General features: G+C 64.6%; 18 protein-coding genes. 9 read left to right on the top strand and 9 right to left on the bottom strand.

Translation table 11 applies throughout. The annotated features are described in order from the left end of the window. Nucleotides 1-15: 15 nt before the first annotated feature. Genes A9K71_RS13475 through puuE form a run of 3 tightly spaced genes read right to left on the bottom strand, consistent with a single transcriptional unit; the run spans nucleotide 16 to nucleotide 2,799 of the window. Nucleotides 16-507 carry an ureidoglycolate lyase gene (locus A9K71_RS13475; RefSeq protein ID WP_066995966.1) on the bottom strand — a complete coding sequence of 164 codons (492 nt, stop codon included), beginning with the start codon at nucleotides 505-507 and terminating at the stop codon, nucleotides 16-18. Then, nucleotides 504-1,364 (bottom strand): bifunctional allantoicase/(S)-ureidoglycine aminohydrolase, encoded by an 861-nt coding sequence (locus tag A9K71_RS13470; protein ID WP_066995963.1) that lies wholly within the window; start codon nucleotides 1,362-1,364, stop codon nucleotides 504-506. Before A9K71_RS13470 ends, A9K71_RS13475 begins: the two co-directional genes overlap by 4 nt. Nucleotides 1,365-1,374: 10 nt before the next feature. Beyond that, on the bottom strand, nucleotides 1,375-2,799 hold the full coding sequence (gene puuE, locus A9K71_RS13465) for an allantoinase PuuE (protein WP_066995960.1): 1,425 nt from the start codon (nucleotides 2,797-2,799) through the stop codon (nucleotides 1,375-1,377). Between the two features lie 176 nt (nucleotides 2,800-2,975). Here puuE and uraH point away from each other — a divergent pair, with 176 nt between their 5' ends. The 4 genes from uraH (at nucleotide 2,976) to xdhC (ending at nucleotide 8,253) form a co-directional block, all read left to right on the top strand. Beyond that, nucleotides 2,976-3,350 (top strand): hydroxyisourate hydrolase, encoded by a 375-nt coding sequence (gene uraH, locus A9K71_RS13460; RefSeq protein ID WP_066995957.1) that lies wholly within the window; start codon nucleotides 2,976-2,978, stop codon nucleotides 3,348-3,350. Nucleotides 3,351-3,353: 3 nt separating this feature from the next. Then, the gene (xdhA, locus tag A9K71_RS13455; RefSeq protein ID WP_066995955.1) at nucleotides 3,354-4,832 is read left to right on the top strand and encodes a xanthine dehydrogenase small subunit; all 1,479 of its coding nucleotides are present in this window, start codon (nucleotides 3,354-3,356) and stop codon (nucleotides 4,830-4,832) included. After that, nucleotides 4,832-7,195: a xanthine dehydrogenase molybdopterin binding subunit gene (gene xdhB / locus A9K71_RS13450; RefSeq protein WP_066995952.1), complete on the top strand. Its 2,364-nt coding sequence runs from the start codon at nucleotides 4,832-4,834 to the stop codon at nucleotides 7,193-7,195. Before xdhA ends, xdhB begins: the two co-directional genes overlap by 1 nt. A 62-nt stretch (nucleotides 7,196-7,257) precedes the next feature. Then, nucleotides 7,258-8,253: a xanthine dehydrogenase accessory protein XdhC gene (gene xdhC / locus A9K71_RS13445; RefSeq protein WP_066996188.1), complete on the top strand. Its 996-nt coding sequence runs from the start codon at nucleotides 7,258-7,260 to the stop codon at nucleotides 8,251-8,253. Between the two features lie 32 nt (nucleotides 8,254-8,285). Here the strand turns inward: xdhC and dps are convergent, their stop codons facing one another. Continuing rightward, nucleotides 8,286-8,774 carry a DNA starvation/stationary phase protection protein Dps gene (gene dps, locus A9K71_RS13440; RefSeq protein WP_066995949.1) on the bottom strand — a complete coding sequence of 163 codons (489 nt, stop codon included), beginning with the start codon at nucleotides 8,772-8,774 and terminating at the stop codon, nucleotides 8,286-8,288. Between the two features lie 247 nt (nucleotides 8,775-9,021). On the opposite strand from dps, the gene A9K71_RS13435 reads away from it, so the two are divergent. After that, on the top strand, nucleotides 9,022-9,858 hold the full coding sequence (locus A9K71_RS13435; RefSeq protein ID WP_066996185.1) for a PhzF family phenazine biosynthesis protein: 837 nt from the start codon (nucleotides 9,022-9,024) through the stop codon (nucleotides 9,856-9,858). A 36-nt stretch (nucleotides 9,859-9,894) separates the two neighbouring features. On the opposite strand, the gene A9K71_RS13430 is transcribed toward A9K71_RS13435, so the two are convergent. After that, the gene (locus tag A9K71_RS13430) at nucleotides 9,895-10,815 is read right to left on the bottom strand and encodes a LysR family transcriptional regulator (RefSeq protein ID WP_066995946.1); all 921 of its coding nucleotides are present in this window, start codon (nucleotides 10,813-10,815) and stop codon (nucleotides 9,895-9,897) included. A 151-nt stretch (nucleotides 10,816-10,966) separates the two neighbouring features. On the opposite strand from A9K71_RS13430, the gene A9K71_RS13425 reads away from it, so the two are divergent. The 4 genes from A9K71_RS13425 to A9K71_RS13410 all read left to right on the top strand — a co-directional run bounded on the left by A9K71_RS13425 (nucleotide 10,967) and on the right by A9K71_RS13410 (nucleotide 15,344). Continuing rightward, nucleotides 10,967-12,193: a urate hydroxylase PuuD gene (locus A9K71_RS13425; protein WP_066995941.1), complete on the top strand. Its 1,227-nt coding sequence runs from the start codon at nucleotides 10,967-10,969 to the stop codon at nucleotides 12,191-12,193. Between the two features lie 2 nt (nucleotides 12,194-12,195). Continuing rightward, nucleotides 12,196-13,509, top strand: coding sequence for a guanine deaminase (gene guaD, locus A9K71_RS13420; protein ID WP_066995938.1), 1,314 nt, complete (start codon nucleotides 12,196-12,198; stop codon nucleotides 13,507-13,509). Nucleotides 13,510-13,584: 75 nt separating this feature from the next. Next, complete coding sequence (locus tag A9K71_RS13415) at nucleotides 13,585-14,088, top strand: heme-degrading domain-containing protein (protein WP_066995935.1); 504 nt, start codon at nucleotides 13,585-13,587, stop codon at nucleotides 14,086-14,088. Continuing rightward, nucleotides 14,085-15,344, top strand: a complete 1,260-nt coding sequence (locus A9K71_RS13410; protein ID WP_066995932.1) for a glycerate kinase — start codon at nucleotides 14,085-14,087, stop codon at nucleotides 15,342-15,344. The genes A9K71_RS13415 and A9K71_RS13410 overlap by 4 nt, the downstream gene beginning before the upstream one ends. Nucleotides 15,345-15,635: 291 nt before the next feature. On the opposite strand, the gene A9K71_RS13405 is transcribed toward A9K71_RS13410, so the two are convergent. From A9K71_RS13405 to A9K71_RS13390, 4 genes are all read right to left on the bottom strand, one after another. Next, a complete protein-coding gene (locus tag A9K71_RS13405; protein ID WP_066995930.1) occupies nucleotides 15,636-17,102 on the bottom strand; it encodes a UdgX family uracil-DNA binding protein in 1,467 nt (488 codons plus the stop codon). 2 nt (nucleotides 17,103-17,104) lie between these two features. After that, complete coding sequence (locus A9K71_RS13400) at nucleotides 17,105-18,340, bottom strand: putative DNA modification/repair radical SAM protein (RefSeq protein WP_066995928.1); 1,236 nt, start codon at nucleotides 18,338-18,340, stop codon at nucleotides 17,105-17,107. An 89-nt stretch (nucleotides 18,341-18,429) separates the two neighbouring features. After that, on the bottom strand, nucleotides 18,430-19,836 hold the full coding sequence (locus tag A9K71_RS13395) for a glutamine synthetase family protein (protein WP_082980505.1): 1,407 nt from the start codon (nucleotides 19,834-19,836) through the stop codon (nucleotides 18,430-18,432). A gap of 11 nt (nucleotides 19,837-19,847) precedes the next feature. Then, on the bottom strand, nucleotides 19,848-21,224 hold the full coding sequence (locus tag A9K71_RS13390) for an aspartate aminotransferase family protein (RefSeq protein WP_066995924.1): 1,377 nt from the start codon (nucleotides 21,222-21,224) through the stop codon (nucleotides 19,848-19,850). Nucleotides 21,225-21,319: the final 95 nt, after the last annotated feature.

The following is a 21,319-nucleotide window of genomic DNA, read 5'->3' as shown; positions in this document are numbered from 1 at the left end:
AAAAACTGGCAGCTTTCAGGGAAGATGGATCTCGTAAGGGTGCGAGAAATGGCACTCTTCGAGGTTGGCGCCGTCGCCGCCGCGGTCGACGATGAGGAAGTCCTGTTCCTCGCCGATCGGCGTCAGCACGCCGTGCCAGAGGTTGCGCCGGTAGTTGATGCCCTGCCCGGGCGCGGTGATGAAGGCGTGCGGCTCGCCTGGGCCGTCCGGAGTGTCATGGCAGACGACAACCAGAAAGGGCCGCGGCGACAGCGGAATGAAAGCCTGGCTGCCGAGCGGATGGCGCTCGACCATGGTCAGTTTCAGCGGCATCTCGTAGGGGGTGCCGCGCACCATCGAGATCAGCACCTTGGCATTCGGCCCGGTGGCCTCGGCGGTGGCGAGATCGTGGTAGCGCATCGCCTTGCCGCCATTGATCGGGTAGCGGTTCTCGCCGCCCATATCGATCACGTCGCCAAACGGCGCGAAGTTTTCGCGTGTCAGCGGCTGGGCCACGATTTGGGTCACCGCGCGCGAGCCCCAAGGGCGCCGCCAAGCTTGGCGTGCCGGTTGACGTCCTTGTAGAGCAGGTAGCGGAAATTCCCGGGACCGCCGGCGTAGCAGGCCTGCGGGCAAAAGGCGCGCAGCCACATGAAGTCGCCGGCCTCGACCTCGACCCAGTCCTGATTGAGGCGATAGACTGCCTTGCCTTCGAGCACATAGAGCCCATGCTCCATGACATGGGTCTCGGCGAAGGGGATGACCGCGCCGGGTTTGAGCGTGACGATGGTGACATGCATATCGTGGCGCATGTCGGCCGGGTCGACGAAGCGCGTCGTCGCCCAGTGGCCTCCCGTGCCGGGCATCGGGCTCGGCTCGACCTCCTTGTCGCTGCTGAAGAAGGCTTCCGGAACGTCGAGGCCGTCGACCGCCTCATAGGCCTTGCGGACCCAGTGGAAGCGGACCGCACCGCTGCTCTCATTGCGCACCGTCCAGCCGCTGCCCGGCGGCAGGAAGGCGAAGCCGCCTGGGCGAAGCACATGGTTCTTGCCGGCAAGCGAGACCGTAAGCTCGCTCTCGACCACGAACAGCACGCCCTCGGCTTCGGGGTCGAGCTCAGGCCGGTCGCTGCCGCCGCCGGGCAGGACCTCGACGATGTACTGCGAAAAGGTCTCGGCGAAGCCCGAAAGCGGTCTTGCGATGATCCAGGCCCTTGTCTTGTCCCAGAACGGCAGCGGGCTGGTGACGATGTCCTGCATCACGCCCTTGGGGATGACTGCATAGGCTTCGGTGAAGACGGCGCGGCCGGTCAACAGCTCGTGCTGACCGGGATGGCCGCCATGCGGCGCGTAATAGGTTCGCTCGGCCATGTTCATCCTGTCCATGTGTTGAAGCCTATTTTGGAAGCATGTCTTTCAGCCGAAGCAGCGCGATGCGCTCGACTTGTTTGCACGCGGTGTCGAATTCATTGCTGCGGCTGTTGCCGATGCGCGCCTCGAACTCCGCCAGGATCTGGTCCTTCGTCTTGCCCTTGACCGCGATGATGAAGGGAAAGCCGAAGGTCGTGACATAGGCGGCGTTGAGCTTCGAAAACAGCTCGCGCTCCTTGTCGGTCAGCGCGTCGAGCCCGGCGGAGGCCTGTTCTTTGGCTGATTCCGCCGTCAGCCGCTTGGCCGCCGCCAGCTTGCCGGCAAGGTCGGGATGGGCGTTGAGCACGGAAAGCCGCTCGGCCTCGGTCGCCGCGCGGAAGACGCGGCAGAGCGCGTTGTGCAGGCCGCCGGCGCTGTCATGGGCCGGGCCGAGCTCCAGTTCGTAGGCCCGCTCGGCGATCCACGGCGAATGCTCGAACACCCCGCCGAAGGCATGCACGAATTCCTCGAATTCCATCCGAGACGGGCGCAGCGCCGGCGCCTGGTAGGGGTGCGTCTCGCGCCAGTGTTTTGCGATATCGATGCGCCGGGTCAGCCACACCCTGTCATGCGACTTCACATAGTCGACGAAGCGCTTCAGCGCCGCCACGCGGCCCGGACGGCCGATCAGCCGGCAATGCAGGCCGATGTTCATCATGCGCGGCCGCCCCGCCTTGCCCTCCGCATAGAGCGTGTCGAAACTGTCCTTCAGATAGGCGAAGAACTGGTCGCCCGAATTGAAGCCCTGCGGCGTGGCAAAGCGCATGTCGTTGGCGTCGAGCGTATAGGGGATGATGAGCTGCGGCTTCTCCAAACCATCCCGGTCGAACCAGTAGGGCAATTCGTCGTCATAGGTGTCGGAGACGTAATCGAAGCCGCCTTCCTCGGCGACGAGTCGCACCGTGTTGACGGAAGTGCGGCCGGTGTACCAGCCGGTCGGCCGCGCGCCGGTCACTTCGTAATGCAGACGGATCGTCTCTTCGAGGTCGCGTCGCTCGTCCTCCGCGCTATGATCGCGGTAGTCGATCCATTTCAGCCCGTGCGAGGCGATCTCCCAGCCGGCCTCCTGCATCGCCGCGACCTGATCGGGGGAGCGTGCCAGCGCCGTGGCGACGCCGTAGCAGGTCACCGGCACCTCAGCTTGCGTGAACAGCCGGTAGAGCCGCCAGAAGCCGGCGCGGGCGCCGTATTCATAGATCGATTCCATGTTCCAATGGCGCTGGCCGAGCCAGGGGGCGGCGCCGACAATCTCGGATAGGAAGGCTTCGGAAGCCTTGTCGCCGTGCAGCACGCAGTTCTCGCCGCCTTCCTCGTAATTGACGACGAACTGCACCGCGACATAGGCGCCGCCGGGCCATTTCGGGTCCGGCGGATTGGCTCCGTAACCGCGCATGTCCCGTTCGTAACGCATGATCGCTCCTGCCCGAATGTTGAGATGAAGATATCGAAAGGAGTGCTCGTGCATTCCCCCGAAAATTTTTGAAAGTGCTTTTTGCCGCACTCCGCTCGACCGGGGCTTATGCATCGCCTTTAATTGGCGCACAATTGACCTGAAAACGTTCGACTACTTGGGATGGGAGGCGGCCAGTGGCAGAAACGTCGAAAGCCGATGGCGGGCGTCTGACGACCCATGTCCTCGATACCGCGACCGGCAGGCCGGCAAAGGGCCTTTCGATCGGGCTTTTCCGCCTCGAAGGCCAGGCCCGCACGCATTTGAAGACCGTCACCACCAATGATGACGGCCGCTGCGACGCGCCGTTGCTTGCCGGCGCCGACTTCCGCACCGGCGAGTACGAGCTGGTCTTCGCTGCCGGCGATTATCTGCGCGGGCAGGGCGCCAGCCTGCCGGAGCCGGCTTTCCTCGACACCGTGCCGATCCGCTTCGGCATGGCGGAGGAGCGGCATTATCATGTGCCGCTCTTGATCTCGCCGTACGGCTACTCGACCTATCGCGGGAGCTGAGACATGGCCGACAAGACCCGTAACCAGATACGCTTCATCCTGAACGGCTCCGATGTCGCGCTGACCGACATCGCTCCCGACGCGACCCTGCTCGACTGGCTGCGGTTGAACCGCTCGCTGCGCGGCACCAAGGAAGGCTGCGCCGAGGGCGATTGCGGCGCCTGCACGGTGCTGGTCGGCAAGCTGTCGGTCGAGGGCCTGGTCTATGAAAGCGTCAATGCCTGTATCCGCTTCATGGGCTCGCTCGACGGCACCCATGTCGTCACCGTCGAGCATCTGCGCGGCAATGGCGAACAGCTTCACCCCGTGCAGCAGGCGATGGTCGATTTCCATGGCTCGCAATGCGGCTTCTGCACGCCTGGCTTCGTCATGTCGCTCTATGCGCTGTGGATGAAGACGCCCAACCCGGCCGACGCGGCGATCGAAAAGGCGCTGCAGGGCAATCTCTGCCGCTGTACCGGCTACGAGGCGATCATGCGCGCCGCGCGCGCCATATCAAGCTACGGCAAGGCGGCGAAGGACCCGCTGGCAGTGGAGCGCAAGGATATCACTGCACGGCTGGGAGCGCTTCGCGACGGCGCCAGGGTCGAGGTCGGTTCGGGTAAGGAGCGGCTGATCGTGCCGGCTGACGTCGACGATTTCGCCATGGTGCTCGAGAAGGAGCCTGGCGCCACCATCGTCGCCGGCTCGACCGATGTCGGGCTGTGGGTCACCAAGCATATGCGCGACATTTCGCCGGCTATCTTCATCGGTGGCCTCGACGGCTTGCGCACGATCTCGGAGGCCGATGGCGTGATTACGATCGGCGCCGGCGTGACTTACAGCGAAGCCTTCGCAACGCTTTCCAGGCGCATCTCGGCCTTGGGACCGCTGGTCGACCGCATCGGCGGCGAGCAGGTGCGCAACATGGGCACCATCGGCGGCAACATCGCCAACGGCTCGCCGATCGGCGACACGCCGCCGCCGCTGATCGCGCTCGGCGCGCAGCTCACGCTCCGCAAGGGAAATGCCCGGCGCACGATCCCGCTCGAAACCTTCTTCATTGCCTATGGCAAGCAGGATCGGCAGCCCGGCGAATTCGTCGAGGCCGTCCATGTGCCCGTGCCGGCAGAGGGCACGAAATTTGCCGTCTACAAGGTCACCAAGCGCCGCGACGAGGACATTACCGCTACCCTCGGCGCCTTCTTCCTGACCGAGGCCGAGGACGGCACCGTGGCGGATATCCGTATCGCCTATGGCGGCATGGCGCCGACGCCGAAGCGGGCGACTGCGGTTGAAACCGCCCTTATCGGCAAAGTCTGGAGCGAAGCGAGTGTCGAGTCCGCGATGGCCGAATACGCCAGCGACTTCACGCCAATTACCGATATGCGTGCAACCGCCGAGTATCGGGCGCTGGCGGCGAAGAATCTTTTGCTGCGCTTTTATGTCGAAACCACCGGCACCAGGGCGCCGTTCCAAGTGACCCGCAACGAGGCGGCCTGATGAACAAGCACGCCACTCCCAATCTCAAGGCCGAAAAAATCGTCGGCGGCGTCGCCACCGAGCAGCGGCACGATTCCGCGCACAAGCATGTCAGCGGCGCCGCCGTCTATATCGACGACATGCCTGAGCCTGCCGGCACGCTGCATGTCGGCCTTGGCCTCGCCAAGGTCGCGCACGGCACGCTGAAGAGCATCGATCTGTCGGCGGTGCGCGCAACGCCAGGCGTCGTCGATGTGCTGACCTGTGCCGACGTGCCCGGCGAGAACGACGTCTCGCCGAGCAACATGCATGACGATCCGGTGCTCGCCGAGCACAAGGTGCTATTCTACGGCCAGCCGATCTTCGCCGTGGTAGCCGAGACACGCGAGGCGGCGCGCCGCGCGGCACGCCTGGCTAGGATCGAATATGACGAGCTTCCGGCTGTGATCGACATCTGGGACCTCGACCCGGTCAAGGACAAGCAGGTCACCACGCCGCTGATCCTGAAGCGCGGCGATGCGGCCGCGGCGATTGCGGCGGCACCCCGCCGCATCAAGAACCGCATGTGGCTTGGCGGCCAGGACCATTTCTACCTCGAGGGCCAGGTCTCGCTGGCGATCCCCGGTGAGGACGACGAGGTGATCGTCTATTGCTCGACGCAGGGGCCGAGCGAGACGCAGCATCTGGTTGCGCATGCGCTCGGCGTGCCGAGCCATGCGGTGACGGTGGAAGTGCGCCGCATGGGCGGCGGCTTCGGCGGCAAGGAGACGCAGGCCAACCAATGCGCGGCCATAGCCGCCATCGCGGCCAAGAAGCTGGGGCGCGCGGTGAAGATCAGGCTCGACCGCGACGAGGACATGACCGCCACAGGCAAGCGGCATGATTTCGCCATCGACTACGAGGTCGGCTTCGACGACGAGGGCAACATCCTCGGCGTCGATTTCACCTATGCCCTGCGCTGCGGCTTCTCCGCCGACCTGTCCGGTCCGGTCGGCGACCGGGCGCTCTTCCATTGCGACAACGCTTATTTCTATCCGGCGGTGCACGCGAAATCGGCGCCGCTTTTCACCAACACGGTCTCGAACACCGCTTTCCGCGGCTTTGGCGGCCCGCAAGGCATGGTCGGCGCGGAGCGCGTCATCGACGAAGTGGCTTTCGCGGTCGGCAAGGATCCGCTCGAAATCCGCAAGCTCAATTTCTATGACCCGATGGATGCGATCGGCGAACGCTGCCTCACGCCCTATCACCAGAAGGTCGAGGACAACATCATCCACCGCATCGTCGCGGAGCTGGAGGAAAGCGCCAATTACGCGCGGCGGCGGCGCGAGATCAGCGCCTTCAACAACAACAGCCGCTTCATCAAGCGCGGCCTGGCGCTGACTCCGGTCAAGTTCGGCATTTCCTTCACAAAGACCGAGGCCAACCAGGCCGGCGCCCTGGTGCATGTCTATGCAGACGGCTCGGTGCATATGAACCATGGCGGCACCGAAATGGGCCAGGGCCTCCATCTCAAGGTGGCGCAGGTCGTCGCCGAGGAATTCCAGATCGATCTCGATCGGGTCAAGATCACCGCCACCACCACAGCCAAGGTGCCGAACACCTCGCCGACGGCGGCATCTTCCGGCGCCGACCTCAACGGCATGGCGGCGCAGGATGCCGCTCGGCAAATCCGCAAGCGGCTGACCGATTTCGCGGCCGAAAAATACCAGGTGCCGCTCGACCAGGTCGTGTTCCTGCCCAACCGGGTGCGCATCGGCAACCAGGAAATCGTCTTCAACGATCTGGTCAAGCAAGCCTACATGAACCGCGTCCAGCTCTCGGCGGCTGGCTTCTACAAAACGCCGAAGATCCATTGGGACCGCAGCAAGGGCCGCGGCCATGCCTTCTACTACTACGCCTATGGCGCGGCCTGCTCGGAAGTCTCGGTCGATACGCTGACGGGCGAATATGTCGTCGAGCGCACCGACATCCTGCACGATGCCGGCCGCTCGCTGAACAGCGCGATCGACCTCGGCCAGGTCGAGGGCGGCTTCATCCAGGGCATGGGCTGGCTGACGACGGAAGAGCTTTGGTGGGACAACGGCGGCCGGCTGCGCACGCATGCGCCGTCGACCTACAAGATCCCGCTCGCTTCCGACCGGCCAAAAATCTTCAACGTCAAGCTGACCGACTGGTCGTCGGCCTACGAGCCGACCATCCATCGCTCCAAGGCGGTCGGCGAGCCGCCGCTGCCGCACGGCATGTCGGTGCTGCATGCGCTCTCCGACGCGGTGGCGAGTGTCGCCGATCACAAGATCTGCCCGCGCCTCGATGCCCCGGCGACGCCGGAACGGGTGCTGATGGCGATCGAAAGGCTGAAGCGGGAAGCCGCAAAGCCGGCCTGAACCGGCCAAAACGTGCAATTCGGGGCACAAAACGCTATATTTCCTGGGTGGAAATGCAGACGATGAACTCGAAAGTGCAAAGCCTGAAGGGGTTTCTCGGCCAGGCAGGCCGGGCCGCGCTCGTCGAGGTCGCGGCCACGAAGGGGTCGACCCCGCGCGAAGCCGGCGCCTTCATGCTTGTCTCGTCATCGGCGATTTTCGGCACCATCGGCGGCGGCCAGCTTGAATTCATGGCGATAGACAAGGCGCGGCAGATGCTTTTCTCCTCCCTTGAGGGCGAGATGGCCGCGAAGCGGCCAGAGGGGGGGCTCTCAGAAGGCAAGAGAGCGCCGCGCACTGCCCCGGTGACCCGACCTGGCGGCTCCGCCGCCACCCTGCCCTGGAGGGGGAGGGAAGCCCGCATCGAGGTCGACGAAACCTGCGCGACCCTGGATGTTCCACTGGGTCCTGAAATCGGCCAATGCTGCGGCGGCCGAGTCGAGGTTCTGATCCGCTTGGTTGACGCTAGGATCGAACAGGAACTGATCGCCAAGGCCGAGGCCGAGGAGGCGGATCTGCCGCATGTCTATGTCTTTGGCGGCGGCCATGTGGGCCAGGCGCTGGCCGCGTCGTTGGCGCTGCTGCCCATTCATGTGGAGGTCGTCGAGACGCGGGCCGATGCGCTGGAAGGCATGCCGGAAACGGTTGAGACGCGGCTGACGCCGATGCCCGAAGCGGTGGTGCGCGAAGCCCGGGCCGGATCGGCCTTCGCCATCCTCACCCATGACCATGCGCTCGATTTCCTGATCGTCGCCGAGGCGCTCAAGCGCGACGACGCCGCCTATGTCGGCATGATCGGCTCGAAGACCAAGAAGGCGACGTTCAAGAACTGGTTCCTGAAGTCCGACGAGGGCAGCGAGGCCCAGTTCAACCGTCTCGTCTCGCCGATCGGCGGCAATACCGTGAAGGACAAGCGCCCGCCGGTGATCGCCGCGCTCGCCGCCGCCGAAATCATGACGGCGCTGGTGTCGCATGCGGCCCAGGCTTCGGCCGCGCCCGAAAAGGCGATGGCCGGCTGATTTACCCGGCCATCGGAGGAACGCTGAGCCGGCTATTCTTTTTCCTGCGTATGCGCTTCGAGGAACCACAGCAATTTGTCGAGCGAACGCGAGTAGGCGGTAAAGATGTCGGCGGTGTCGGCATCGCCGGCGTCGTCCGCCTCGTCGATCGCCTCACGCGCCAGCCTGGCAGCCGTGGCATAACGGTCGATCAGCGCCGCCAGATGATCCTTGGTCTTGTGGATGTCGGTTGGATAGGGCTGGAGCTTCGTTGCCCTCGACACGTCCTGCGAGGTGCCGTGCGCGGTGCCGCCGAGCTGCACGGCGCGTTCTGCGATGATGTCGACATGGCCGTCGATCTCCTCGCGGAATTCGTCGAGCATCTCATGGATGGCGATGAACTGCGGTCCCTTGACGTTCCAGTGCGCCTGCTTGGTGACCAGCGCTAGGTCGATGGCATCGGCAAGCCTGGCATTGAGAAGATCGATCGATTCCTTCTTGGCGTCGGATTTGAGGTCGTTCTTGGTGACAATGGCGTCCATGGTCGGCTCCTGTGGCGTTGGGTCGCTGCGAAAGCTGGGGACTGGTCTCGAAGGGCGGCCGTGCAGCCGCCAATCGCCAGAACGGGGACGGAGCGGGTTTCGTTCCGCATCGGATCGAGGGGCGCACACTGGCGAAGGTATGACTGATGCTCACAGCTGCTCGTCGCTTTCTTCGTTTCCCAAACCGGATTGAACCGTGTTTTCTGCACGCCTGACGAACACGAATGACGAACACGGGACGAGCGACATGGATGTTTTGCGCATAGCGGCGTTTTCGGACGGCAACAGTGGCGGCAACCCGGCCGGCGTGGTGATTGGCGAGGTTCTGCCCGACGCCGCAGACATGCAGCGCGTCGCTGCAGAGGTCGGCTTTTCCGAGACCGCCTTTGCCGCACGTGAAGGGGAAGGCTGGCGTGTCCGCTACTTTTCGCCCGAATCGGAAGTGCCGTTCTGCGGCCACGCCACCATCGCGCTGGGCGCGGCGTTGGTCAGAAGGTTCGGCGACGGAATTTTCAAGCTGCTCCTGAACCAGGCCGCCATCACCGTCGAAGGGTTTCGCGACGGCGCCAATTTTGCCGCCGCCCTGCAGTCGCCGCCGACGCGCAGCCGGGCGGCCCCGTCGGAGCTGGCCGGCGAAACCCTGGCGATGTTCGGTTACCAGGAGGGCGATCTCGATCCCGCCATTCCGCCCGCGCTGGTTCATGGCGGCGCCGACCATCTGGTGCTGGCCTTGAAGTCGCGCAAGGCGCTCGCCGCCATGGCCTATGACCTGAAACAGGGCCGGGCCCTGATGCGGCGCGAGGGACTGGTAACGATCCTGCTCGCCTATGCCGAAACGCCGCGTCTCTTCCACACGCGCAATCCCTTCGCTTCCGGCGGCGTCTATGAGGATGCGGCGACCGGCGCTGCCACCGCCGCCTTTGCCGGCTATCTGCGCGACATTGGCTGGGCGCATGGCGGCGCGGTCGACATCGTTCAGGGCGAGGATATGGGCATGCGCTCTCGGCTGCATGCCGATATTCCGCCCACCCCGGGCAGCTCGATCCGGGTATCCGGCACAGCCCGCCTGATGGACGAAGACTGAGTGTGGTCACCCACGCGAAGGCGCGTGCCCGCCAGCCTACTTGCCGGCAAGAATGTCCTTGATCAGCCGCTGGCAGCGATCGGCCATGAAGTCGAGCAGCAGGCGGACCTTCGGATCCTGCAGCTTCTTGTGCGGATAGACGGCGGCGAACTGGACCGGCGTCGGCGGCGTCTTTGCCAGGATCACTCTCAGCCGCTGGTCGCGGATGAACGGCTCGACCTCGAAGCGCGGCTTGTTGATGATGCCGCGCCCCGACAGCGCCCAGCCTGTCAGCACATCGCCATCGTCCGTATCGTAGGGTCCATGCACCTCGAATTTCTGCGGACCGTTCGGCGTCTGCAGCGTCCAGACATATTCGCGCGTGCCGGAATAGCGCAGCATCAGGCAATCATGTTTCTTGCCGATCAGTTCCTGCGGCTCGACCGGCTCGCCGCGCGCCTCGAGGTATTTCGGCGCCGCGACCAGCACGCGCTCGCATTCCATGATGCCGCGCATCCGAAGGCTGGAATCCTCGATGATGCCAAGCCGGAAGGCGACGTCGATGCCTTCCTTCATGATGTCGACATTGTGGTCGGAGAGTCTCAGCCGCACCTCGATATCGGGGTATTTGTCGTGGAAATCCGGAATGCCCGAGGCGATCAGCCGCCGGCCGAGGCCGAGCGGCGCCGTCACCTTGATCGTGCCGCGCGGCTGGCCGGAAAGTGCTGCGACCGCGGCCTCCGCCTCGGTGATCGCGTCCAGCACCTGCTTGGCGCCGGTGTAGAACACCGTGCCGTGCTCGGTCGGCATCAGCTGCCTCGTGGTGCGGTTGAACAGCCGCACGCCGAGGTGCTTCTCCAACTCCTTGATGCGGTTGGAGGCGACCGCCGGCGAGATGCGCATGTCGCGCCCGGCCGCCGACAGATTGCCGAGCTCGACGACGCGGACGAAGACGGCGATATTGTCGAGATAGGCCATGCGACGGTCGTGGCTCTCAAATGGCTGCGTGGGACGACCCTAGTATTTTCCATTTTTTTTTGAAAGTCATCGCGCGCCCCGCCTCTTTTCGTTTGCGCTCCAGACCGTAAAGTCGCCTGATCGGCAGGGACGATTTCCCAGGGGCGACTCGATGATGGATTTTGCGATTTTCTGGGACTGGCTGAGCTTCGCCGTCCGCTGGCTGCATGTCATCACCGGCATCGCCTGGATCGGCTCGTCCTTCTATTTCGTCGCCCTCGATCTCGGGCTGCGCCAGCGTCCCGGCCTGCCCGCCGGCGCCTTCGGCGAGGAGTGGCAGGTGCATGGCGGCGGCTTCTACCACATCCAGAAATATCTCGTGGCGCCGGCCGAAATGCCGGAGCACCTGACCTGGTTCAAATGGGAATCCTACGCCACCTGGCTGTCGGGCTTCGCCATGCTTTGCGTGGTCTACTATGCCGGCGCCGACCTCTTCCTGATCGACCCCAACGTGCTCAACATCTCGGTGCCCGTCGGCATCCTCTTGTCGCTGGCAACGATCGGCGTCGGCTGGATCGTCTACGACCTGCTCTGCCGCTCGCCGCTCGGCAAAAGCGATACCGGCCTGATGCTGGTGCTCTACTGCGTGCTCGTCTTCATCGCCTGGGGGCTGACCCACCTCTTCACCGGCCGCGCCGCTTTCCTGCATCTCGGCGCCATCACCGCCACGATCATGTCGGCCAATGTCTTCATGGTCATCATCCCCAACCAGAAGATCGTCGTCGCCGACCTGATCGCCGGCCGCAAGCCAGACCCGAAATACGGCAAGATTGCCAAGCAGCGCTCGCTGCACAACAACTACCTGACCTTGCCGGTGCTGTTTCTGATGCTGTCGAACCACTACCCGCTGGCCTTCGGCACGCAGTTCAACTGGGTCATCGCCTCGCTGGTCTTCATCATCGGCGTGCTGATCCGGCACTATTTCAACACCGTGCACGCGAGGAAGGGCAACCCGACCTGGACCTGGCTGGGTGCCGCCGTGCTGTTCATGATCGTCATCTGGCTGTCGACCGTGCCCAAGGTGCTGACAGCGGAGCCCAAGACCTCCGCCGCATCCGCTGCTGCCCAGGTCTACATCGCCTCGGCGCATTTCCCGGCCGTGCGCGACACCGTGCTCGGCCGTTGTTCGATGTGCCATACCGAAGAGCCGGCCTATGAAGGCATCTACCATGCGCCGAAGGGCGTGTTGCTCGACACCGACGCGCGCATCGCCGAGCATGCCCGGGAGATCTACCTCCAGGCCGGCCGCGCGCATGCCATGCCGCCCGCCAACGTCACTCAGATAACCGACCAGGAACGGGCCCTTTTGGTGGCCTGGTTCGAAGGCGCCGGAAAGTAAGCATGACCTCGAAACTCCTGCGCGGCCGCACGCTCTCCTTCCTGCGCTGGCCCGAAGCAATCGACGACCATTCCGCCTGGCGCTACGAGGAGGATGGCGGGCTGCTGATCGACGACGGCAAGATCATTGCCGCCGGTCCGCATGCCGAGATCGCCAAGCGTGCCGGCGCCGGCGTCGAGACGATCGACCATCGCCCGCATCTCATCCTGCCGGGCTTCATCGACGCACATGTGCATGTGCCGCAGATGCAGATCATCGCGTCCTACGGCGCCGAGCTGCTCGACTGGCTGAACAAATACACCTTTCCGGAGGAGTCGAAATTCGCGAACGCGCAGCATGGCCGCCGCATCGCCAGGCTCTTCCTCGACGAGATGCTGCGCCAGGGCACGACGACGGTCGTCGCCTATTGCTCGGTGCACAAATCTTCGGCCGAAGCCTTCTTCGCCGAATCGCACGACCGCAATATGCTCAACATCGCCGGCAAGGTGATGATGGACCGCAATGCGCCGGAGGGCGTGCTCGACACGCCGCAGACCGGCTATGACGACAGCAAGGCGCTGATTGCCGAATGGCACGGCAAGGGCCGCCAGCTCTATGCCATCACCCCGCGCTTCGCCATCACCTCCTCGCCTGAGCAGATGGAGATGGCCGGCGCGCTCTGCCGTGAGCATCCCGATCTCCACATGCAGACGCATCTGTCGGAAAACCACGCCGAGATCGCCTTCACCCAGGAGCTCTACCCCTGGTCGCGCGACTACACCGACGTCTATGAGCATTACGGCCTGCTGGGCAAAAAGAGCCTGTTCGGCCACTGCATTCATCTTTCCGAGCGCGAAGCCGATGCGCTGTCGCAATCGGGTTCGGTTGCGGTGTTCTGCCCGACCTCCAACCTCTTCCTCGGTTCCGGCCTGTTCGACTACCAGCGCTACCGCCGCCGCGAAAAGCCGCTCAGGATCGCTGCCGCCAGCGATGTCGGCGGCGGCACCAATTATTCGATGCTGCGGACCATGGACGAGGGCTACAAAGTCATCGCGCTGAATGGCGAGAAGCTCAACCCCTTCCAGTCCTTCTGGCAGCTGACGCGCGGCAATGCCGAGGCGCTGTCTGTCGCCGAAAAAATCGGCACGCTGGAAGAAGGCACGGATGCCGACATCGTCGTGCTCGACGCCAACGCCACGCCGGCGATGCGGCTGAGGATGGAGACGGTGGAGACCCTGGCGGAAGAGCTCTTCCTGCTGCAGACGCTGGGCGACGACCGCGCCGTGACCGAGGTCTATGTGGCGGGCCGGCCGGCCAAGAGCGCGATTGTCGCATAGATTAAACGTGCTCGTCGCTTGACCCCGCGTCAGCCATCGGCCAAAGCGTGCGTCGACATTGACAGGGGAAACGCCATGGCTGCCGCCGACGACATCGCTCTGATCAAGAAACAGGAAGCCACGCTGGTCTTTCCGGCCTTCGACGAGGCCGTGGCCTTCCAGATAGGCGCGGCGATCAGGGAGCGGGCGCTCAACGAAAACTTGCCGATCATCGTCGACATCAGGACCTTCGACCGTCCGCTATTCTACGCCGCCATGCCGGGCTCCAACGCCTCCAACCCCGATTGGGCGCGGCGCAAGATCAATGTCGTCAAGCGCTATCTCACAAGCACCTATCGCATGGTGCTGGAGCAGCAGCGACCCGACCGCACCTTCAAGGTCGGCGAAGCGCTCGACATCGCCGACTATGTGCTGGCCGGCGGCGGCTTTCCCGTCGCGGTGAAGGGTGCAGGCGTGATCGGTGTCATCGCCGTCTCCGGTCTGCCCGAACGAGAAGACCACGGTGTCGTTGTCGATGCGCTCTGCGCCCATCTCGGAGTCGATGCGAGCAAGCTCAAGTTGCCGCCGGAAGAGCAATGACCGATCCAAAAACTTTCCTTACGTCGATCTTCAACGCTGCCGTCGCCGCCGCCGATCCGGAAAAGACGATCCGCAATCATTTGCCGGCAAAACCGAAGGGCCGCACCATCGTTATCGGCGCCGGCAAGGGCTCGGCGCAGATGGCGGCGGCCTTCGAGAAGGTCTGGGATGGTCCGATCGATGGGCTGGTCGTGACCCGCTACGGCTATGGCGCAAAATCCGAGCGCATCGAGATCATCGAGGCGGCGCATCCGGTGCCGGACGCCGCCGGCCTCGAAGCCTCGCGTCGGCTGCTCGAGAAGGTGCGCGGATTGACCGCGGACGATCTGGTCGTGGCGCTGATTTCGGGCGGCGGCTCGGCGCTGCTGCCGTCGCCCGCTCCCGGCCTGACTCTTGCCGACGAGATCGCCGTCAACGAGGCGCTGCTCGCTTCCGGCGCGCCGATCGCGGCGATGAACACCATCCGCAAGCACGTCTCGACCATAAAGGGCGGACGGCTGGCCGGCGCCGCACATCCGGCCCGCGTCGTATCGCTGGTCGTCTCCGACATTCCCGGCGACAATCCGGCGCTGGTGGCCTCAGGGCCGACCGTCCCCGACACCGGCAGCCGCGCGGATGCGCTGGCGTCGATCGCCGCCTGCGGCATGAGCCTGCCGGATGCGGTCATGGCGCATATTCAGTCTCCCGCAGCCGATGCGCCACACTCCGACGATCCGCGCTTTGCCGGCAATGAAGTGCATCTCATCGCTTCGGCCGGCGTCTCGCTGGAAGCCGCGGCCGCCGAAGCGAAGCGGCAAGGCATCGAGGCCGTCATCCTGTCGGATTCGATCGAGGGCGAGGCGCGCGAGGTAGGCGGCGTGCATGCCGCGGTTGCCCGCGAGGTGGCGACCCGTAACCGGCCTTTCGAGAAGCCGATGCTGATTCTCTCCGGCGGCGAGACGACGGTAACGCTGCGGGCGAAAGGCAAGGGCGGCCGCAATTCCGAATTCCTGCTTGCCTTCGCCATCGGCATCGATGGGGTCAGCGGCATCCATGCTTTAGCCGCGGACACCGACGGCATCGACGGCTCCGAGGACAATGCCGGCGCCTTCGCCGACGGCACGACCGTGGCGCGCATGCGTGCCGCAGGCGTCGATGCCAAGGCTATGCTTGCCGGCAACAATGCCTGGACCGCCTTCAACGCGGTCGGCGATCTGTTCGTGCCCGGTCCGACCGGGACCAACGTCAATGATCTAAGGGCGATACTCGTCCGGTAGCGCAATAAACGCTGAAGTCGTCATTCCAGGGCGAAGCAGGAGCGAAGCTCCGTCGCGGAGACCCTGGAATCCATTCCGTGACCTCGGGCATGGAATGCAGCGGAGCAGAATTGTGCATCGTTGCGACGCCTGCAGGTAACGGAATGATCCTCGGGTCTGCGCGCGCGTCGCTCCGCTCCTTGCTTCGCCCGTGGATGACGAGGCGACGGGCATCTCGCCCAATTCTCCCCAGTCGCACGACTCGTACAACAGCATCCGTCCGCGCAAGTCCCGTTCAGGCGCGCAGATCGGTCAAGCAGCCATCAGCTGCTTCACCTTCTTCATATCGGTGAGAAACCGCTCCCTCTCGGCCTCCTTGTCCTCGTGCTCGCGGATGCGCAGGATGAAGGAGGGATGGATGGTGACAAAGACGCGCAAGCCGTCCTCGCGCTGGATGACATCGCCGCGCATCCTGGTGATCGGCACCGCCTTGCCGAGCAGCGACTGCGCTGCTGTCGCGCCGAGCGCCACCGCAAGATTTGGCTTGATGATGTCAAGTTCCTTGTCGAGCCACCAGCGGCAGGCACGAATTTCGCCGGCATTGGGCTTTGAATGGATCCGCCTCTTGCCGCGCGGCTCGAACTTGAAATGCTTCACCGCATTGGTCACATAGACCTTGCGGCGGTCGATCTCGGCCTGGTCCAAAATGCTGTCGAACACCTTGCCCGCGGGCCCGACGAACGGCTTGCCGGCAAGGTCCTCTTGGTCGCCGGGCTGCTCTCCAACAAACACCACGTCGGCATTCTCCGGTCCCTCGCCGAACACGGTTTGCGTAGCATCGCGCCAGAGCGGGCAACGCCGGCAACCGCTCGCCTCTTCGCGCAATGCCGGAATATCCGTACTTTCGGGCGCCACCACATCCGCCGGCTCCGGCGAAGGCCAGTGTTTTGCCTTCACTTTGGCGTGGTGCGGCGCTGGGGAGGTTGGCATCCGGGCGATCATGGCTGTCGCGGCTCTGTCCGCTCCTGCTATCAGGTCTGGAATGAGCGAGGCCTCGGGAAGGTTCCGCCAATATTTCTTCGGCATCTCCTTCTGCATCGCCTTCACCTTGAGGCGGGCCGGGTTGAAGACATTCTCGAAATAGGTCCGCCACAGCGTCTCGGCGTCGTCTTCTGCCGGCGCGTCGCGCTTGCCGGCGCCTGGGCCGATCGACAGCCGCTCGCCGTCCCAGTCGGCCGAGGCGTGCGGCGTTAGAATCGTCCAGCGCATGCCGGCGAAGCGGCGCACGAAGAAATCGGCATTGCGCTCGACGATGAAATGGTCGGGCTCGAACCAGGCGACATAACGTTCCTCCGCGCCGTCGCCGATCTTCCGGAAGCGCACGAAGGCGCGCATCTTGTGAATGTCGCGCCGAACCGCCTTTTCCATGAACTCGAGCCTGCGGATATCCGGGTCGGAAGCGATCAACAGCAGCTTCGGTTCGACGCGCAACCGCCAGAGCAGCCGATAGAGGAAGTTGAAACGCTCGGGGTCCGAATGACAGATGACCGTCTCTGCGCGTTCGATGAAGTCGCGCGGCACGACAAGCCGCGCATCTTGTCGGCAAGCCGGCAAATCGTTGGCGCGATCATCATCGTCGTGGCCAACCTGCCAAGCCACGTCTTCCGGCGGAATATCATTCGTGGCCAGCCGGCGCGCCGCATCGCGCCAACCGGCGAAATCGGTCTCGCTTTCAAGCCGGACGAGATGAGATGCGAGGCTGAGCTGGGTCCGTGCCATGGTCAAAACAGCGAAAGCTGCTCGCAAGAGCGGCTGATGATCTGGCGCAGGCCCGACTTGTCGGTGAGCGCGCCCGGCGACCAGCCTTCCGCAGTGATGAAGGGGCGTACCTTGGCGACCGAATGGCAGAGCCGTCCGACATCTTCGAGACGCAGCCGGCGATGGCGGCGCGTCTGCAGAATCCTGTCGACGACCTTCGTGCCCAACCCCGGGACACGCAGCAGCGCCTCCCGATCGGCGCGGTTGACGTCGACCGGGAACCGGCCGCGGTTGCGCAGCGCCCAGGCAAGTTTGGGATCGATGGCAAGGTCGAGCATGCCGTCATTGCTGCCGGCCAGGATTTCAGGCTGCGAGAAGCCGTAGAAGCGCATCAGCCAGTCCGCCTGGTAAAGCCGGTGCTCGCGCATCAAGGGCGGCTTCTGCAACGGCAGCGCCGCAGACGAATCCGGGATCGGACTGAAGGCGGAATAATAGACGCGGCGCAGATGGTAGCTGCCATAAAGCCGGGCGCTGGCGCGCAGGATGCCGTCGTCGGACGTTTTGTCGGCGCCGACAATCATCTGCGTCGACTGGCCGCCCGGCGCAAAGCGCTCGCGTTTGCGGCTCTGCAACGTTGGTTCGGCCTTCTCTTCGATCTTGCGGCGCAGCTTGGCCATGGAAAGCCGGATCGTTTCCGGCTTCTTTTCCGGGGCCAGCTTCTTCACCCCTTCGTCGGTCGGCAGCTCGACATTGATCGACAGGCGATCGGCATAACGGCCTGCTTTTTCGATCAGTTCGGCTGACGCTTCGGGAATGGTCTTGAGGTGAATATAGCCGCCGAATTTCTCCTCGATCCTGAGCCTTCGCGCCACCTCGACCATCTCGCCCATCGTCTCGTCCGGCGAGCGGATGACGCCGGAAGACAGGAACAGACCCTCGATGTAGTTGCGGCGATAAAAATCCATGGTGAGCCGCACCACCTCGTCGACGCTGAAGCGGGCTCGCCGCACATTGGAGGAGGAGCGGTTGATGCAATAGCTGCAGTCGTAAATGCAGAAATTGGTGAGCAGGATCTTCAGCAGCGAAATGCAGCGCCCGTCCGGCGCGTAGGAATGGCAGATGCCCGAGCCCTCGGTCGAACCGATGCCGCCCGATTTCAGCGAATCGCGTTTCGCCGAACCGGACGATGCGCAGGAGGCGTCGTATTTAGCGGCGTCGGACAGGATCGCCAGTTTCTCGCGGACGGAAAGCACAGCCATGTGTTCATGATATGTTCCAGAAAGTCGCCTGGCTATAACTTTTGAGTGTCGCGGCGAAACGTGATCACTCCGTCTGCGAGGCCAAGTCCTCAGACCTCGTGGAGGTAGAGGTGGTAGTCGAGTTCGCTGACGGTGCGTGCGACGCGCAGATATTCCGCCTGCTTGATCGCCACGAAGGTCCTGTGCAGGTCGGGACCGAGCGCCGATTTCAGGAATTCGGAGCCACGTGCGGCCTCGATCGCGGCGCGCCAATCGGTGGGCATGGTGGAGGCTTCCGTTGGCTGCTCGTAACCGTTGCCGGTCGTTTCCGGTCCGGGGTCAAGGGCCTCGTCGAGGCCCTTGACGATGCCCGCCAGCACCGTCGCCGCCACAAGATAAGGGTTGGCGTCGACGCCGGACGGCCGGTGCTCGATACGCCGGTTCATCGCATCGCCCGCCGGCACGCGCAACGCCACGGAGCGGTTGTTGACGCCCCAGGTCGGCGCCACCGGCGCATAGGATTGCGCCACGAAACGCCGCCATGAATTGGCATGCGGCGCAAACACCAGCATCGATTCCGCCATGGTGTGGATCAGGCCGCCAAGCGCGTTGAGCAGGCTGGGCGACCATTTCTCGCCGGCAGATTCTGTGAAGACGTTGCGGCCGGCATCGTCCTGCAGCGAGACGTGGAAATGCATGCCCGAACCGGCATAGGCCTCGATCGGCTTGGCCATGAAGCAGGCGGTGACGCCGTGCCGGCGCGCCTGCGCCCTCACCAGCCGCTTCAGCATGACCAGGTCGTCGGCCGCCCGCATCACGTCCTTGCGGTAGTTGAGCGTCAGCTCGTACTGTCCGGGCGCATATTCGGAAATCACCGTCTCGGCCGGAATGCCTTGCGCCCTGGCGGCGGCGTAGATGTCGGAAAACAGCGGCTCCATGCCGTGCAGGTGGTCGACCGAATAGACTTCCGTTTTGCCCGAGCGGCGGCCGTCGAGCACCGCGCGCGCCGCCTGCACCTTGCCGTCGGCGTCGCGCTCATTGGCGAGCAGAAAAAATTCCAGCTCGAAGGCGCCGGCCGGATGCAGGCCGCGCGCCGCCAGGAGCTCGACTTGCCTTGCCAGCACCAGCCGCGGATCGGAGGTCATCGGCTGGCCGTCGAGACGATACATCGCCATCAGCACCTGGCCGCGCGGCGGCTTGGTGCCGTGCAGCGGCACCAGCGTGCCTGGGACCGGCCATGCCCTGAGGTCGCCGTCGCCGGTGTCCCAGATCAGCCCGGTCTCGTGAACATCCTCACCGGTGATGTCGAGGCCGAGGATCGAGATCGGCATATGCCTTCCGCCCTCGAAAATGCTCATCAGCTCGTGCCGGCGCACGATCTTGCCGCGGCCGATGCCGTTGGCGTCGGTGAGCACGATGTCGAAGGCCTCGATGTCGGGATGGGCGGCGAGAAACGCTTTCGCCTCGGCCGGCGTCGAGCCCGAAGGGGAGGTCACAACTGTGCTCGGATTGTCCATAGCCGCTTGTCTCATGCCGTAAGCCTGGCGGCAACCGCGGCGAAAGCCGCGATCAGGCGGCTTACCTGCGCCGCGGTCGTCGCCGGCGAGATCAGCATCATATTGTGGAACGGCGCGATCAGCACGCCGCGATTGACCAGCGCGACATGGACGGCGGCTTCGAGTTCCGGCGCATGTGCCTTCTCCGCCTCGCCGCCGTTCTTTAGCGGCCCGGGCGCGCAGATGAACTCGACGCGGGCGCCGACGCGCGCGACATGCCAAGGCAGCTTGTTTCGCTCGATGACGTCGGAGAGCCCCGCGTCGAGGCGGCGCGCCAGCCGGTCCATATGCGCATAGGCTTCCTCGGTCATTACCTCTTCGAGCGTCGCCCGCATCGCCGCGAATTGCAGCGGGTTGGCCGACAGCGTGGTGCCCATGCCGGAATAGCCGGGCTCCTTGCTGCGATTGTAGGCGCCGTAGCGCGTCGCGATCTCCTCGCTCATGCCCCAGATGCTGGCCGGCACGCCTCCGGCCACCGGCTTGCCGAGCACAAACAGGTCCGGCTCCAGCCCGTGCCGTCGCGTGTAACCGCCGGGCCCGGTTGAAATGGTGTGCGTCTCGTCGACCAAAAGCAGCGTGCCGGCGGCCCGGGTGAGCCGCCGCAGCGCGTCGTGGAAGCCGGGCTCCGGCAGCACCATGCAGGAATTGGTCAGCACCGGTTCGGTGATCACGCAGGCGACATCGCGGTCGACAAGTGCCGCTTCCAATGCTGCAATATCGTTGAATTCGATAACCTTGGTTGCCCGTTTGAGATCGCGGAACTCGCCTGCCAGCCCAGGCCGGTTGACCGGCTTGCCGTCGATCAGTCGCACCATCGTCTCGTCGACCGAGCCGTGATAGCAGCCGTTGAAGACCAGGATCTTTTCGCGCCCAGTCACCGCGCGGGCGACCCGCAAGGCGAAGCGGTTGGCATCGGTGGCGGTGGTGGCGATCTGCCAGTACGGCAGGCGGAAGCGCTGCTGCAAGAGCGGACCGATCGCCAGCGCATCCTCGCTGGGCAGCATATAGGTCAAGCCGCGTGCTGCTTGCCGGCGGATGGCGCGGGCGACCGCCGGCGGCGAATGGCCGAGCATCGAGCCGGTGTCGCCCAGGCAGAAATCGTCGAGCTTGTTGCCGTCGACATCGGTAATCGTGGCACCCTTGGCGCTGTCGACCAGGATCGCAAATGGCGTCGGCCAGTCGGTCATCCAATGCATCGGCACGCCGCCGAGGAAGCCGGCCATGCCGTTGCCAACCTTGGCCTCGGACTTCGGCCGCGCCTTGCGGAAGGCGGCCGCCTCGGCCTCGCGCAGCTCGGCTATGCGGGCGGCGGCGATGCCGCCGATGGAAGTCCGGTCGATTGAATGCATGAAGCCCCTCTTTCTCGCGCGGCACTCTGCCAACCGGTCGGCAAAACCGCAATTGGCCGCGCAGGGGGCGGGCGTTGGCTCAGGCAGTAGGGGAT

The sequence above is a fragment of the Mesorhizobium sp. WSM3873 genome, from assembly GCF_001672445.1.
Classification (GTDB): Bacteria; Pseudomonadota; Alphaproteobacteria; order Rhizobiales; family Rhizobiaceae; genus Mesorhizobium.
This window is presented reverse-complemented; position numbering and strand designations above follow the sequence as displayed.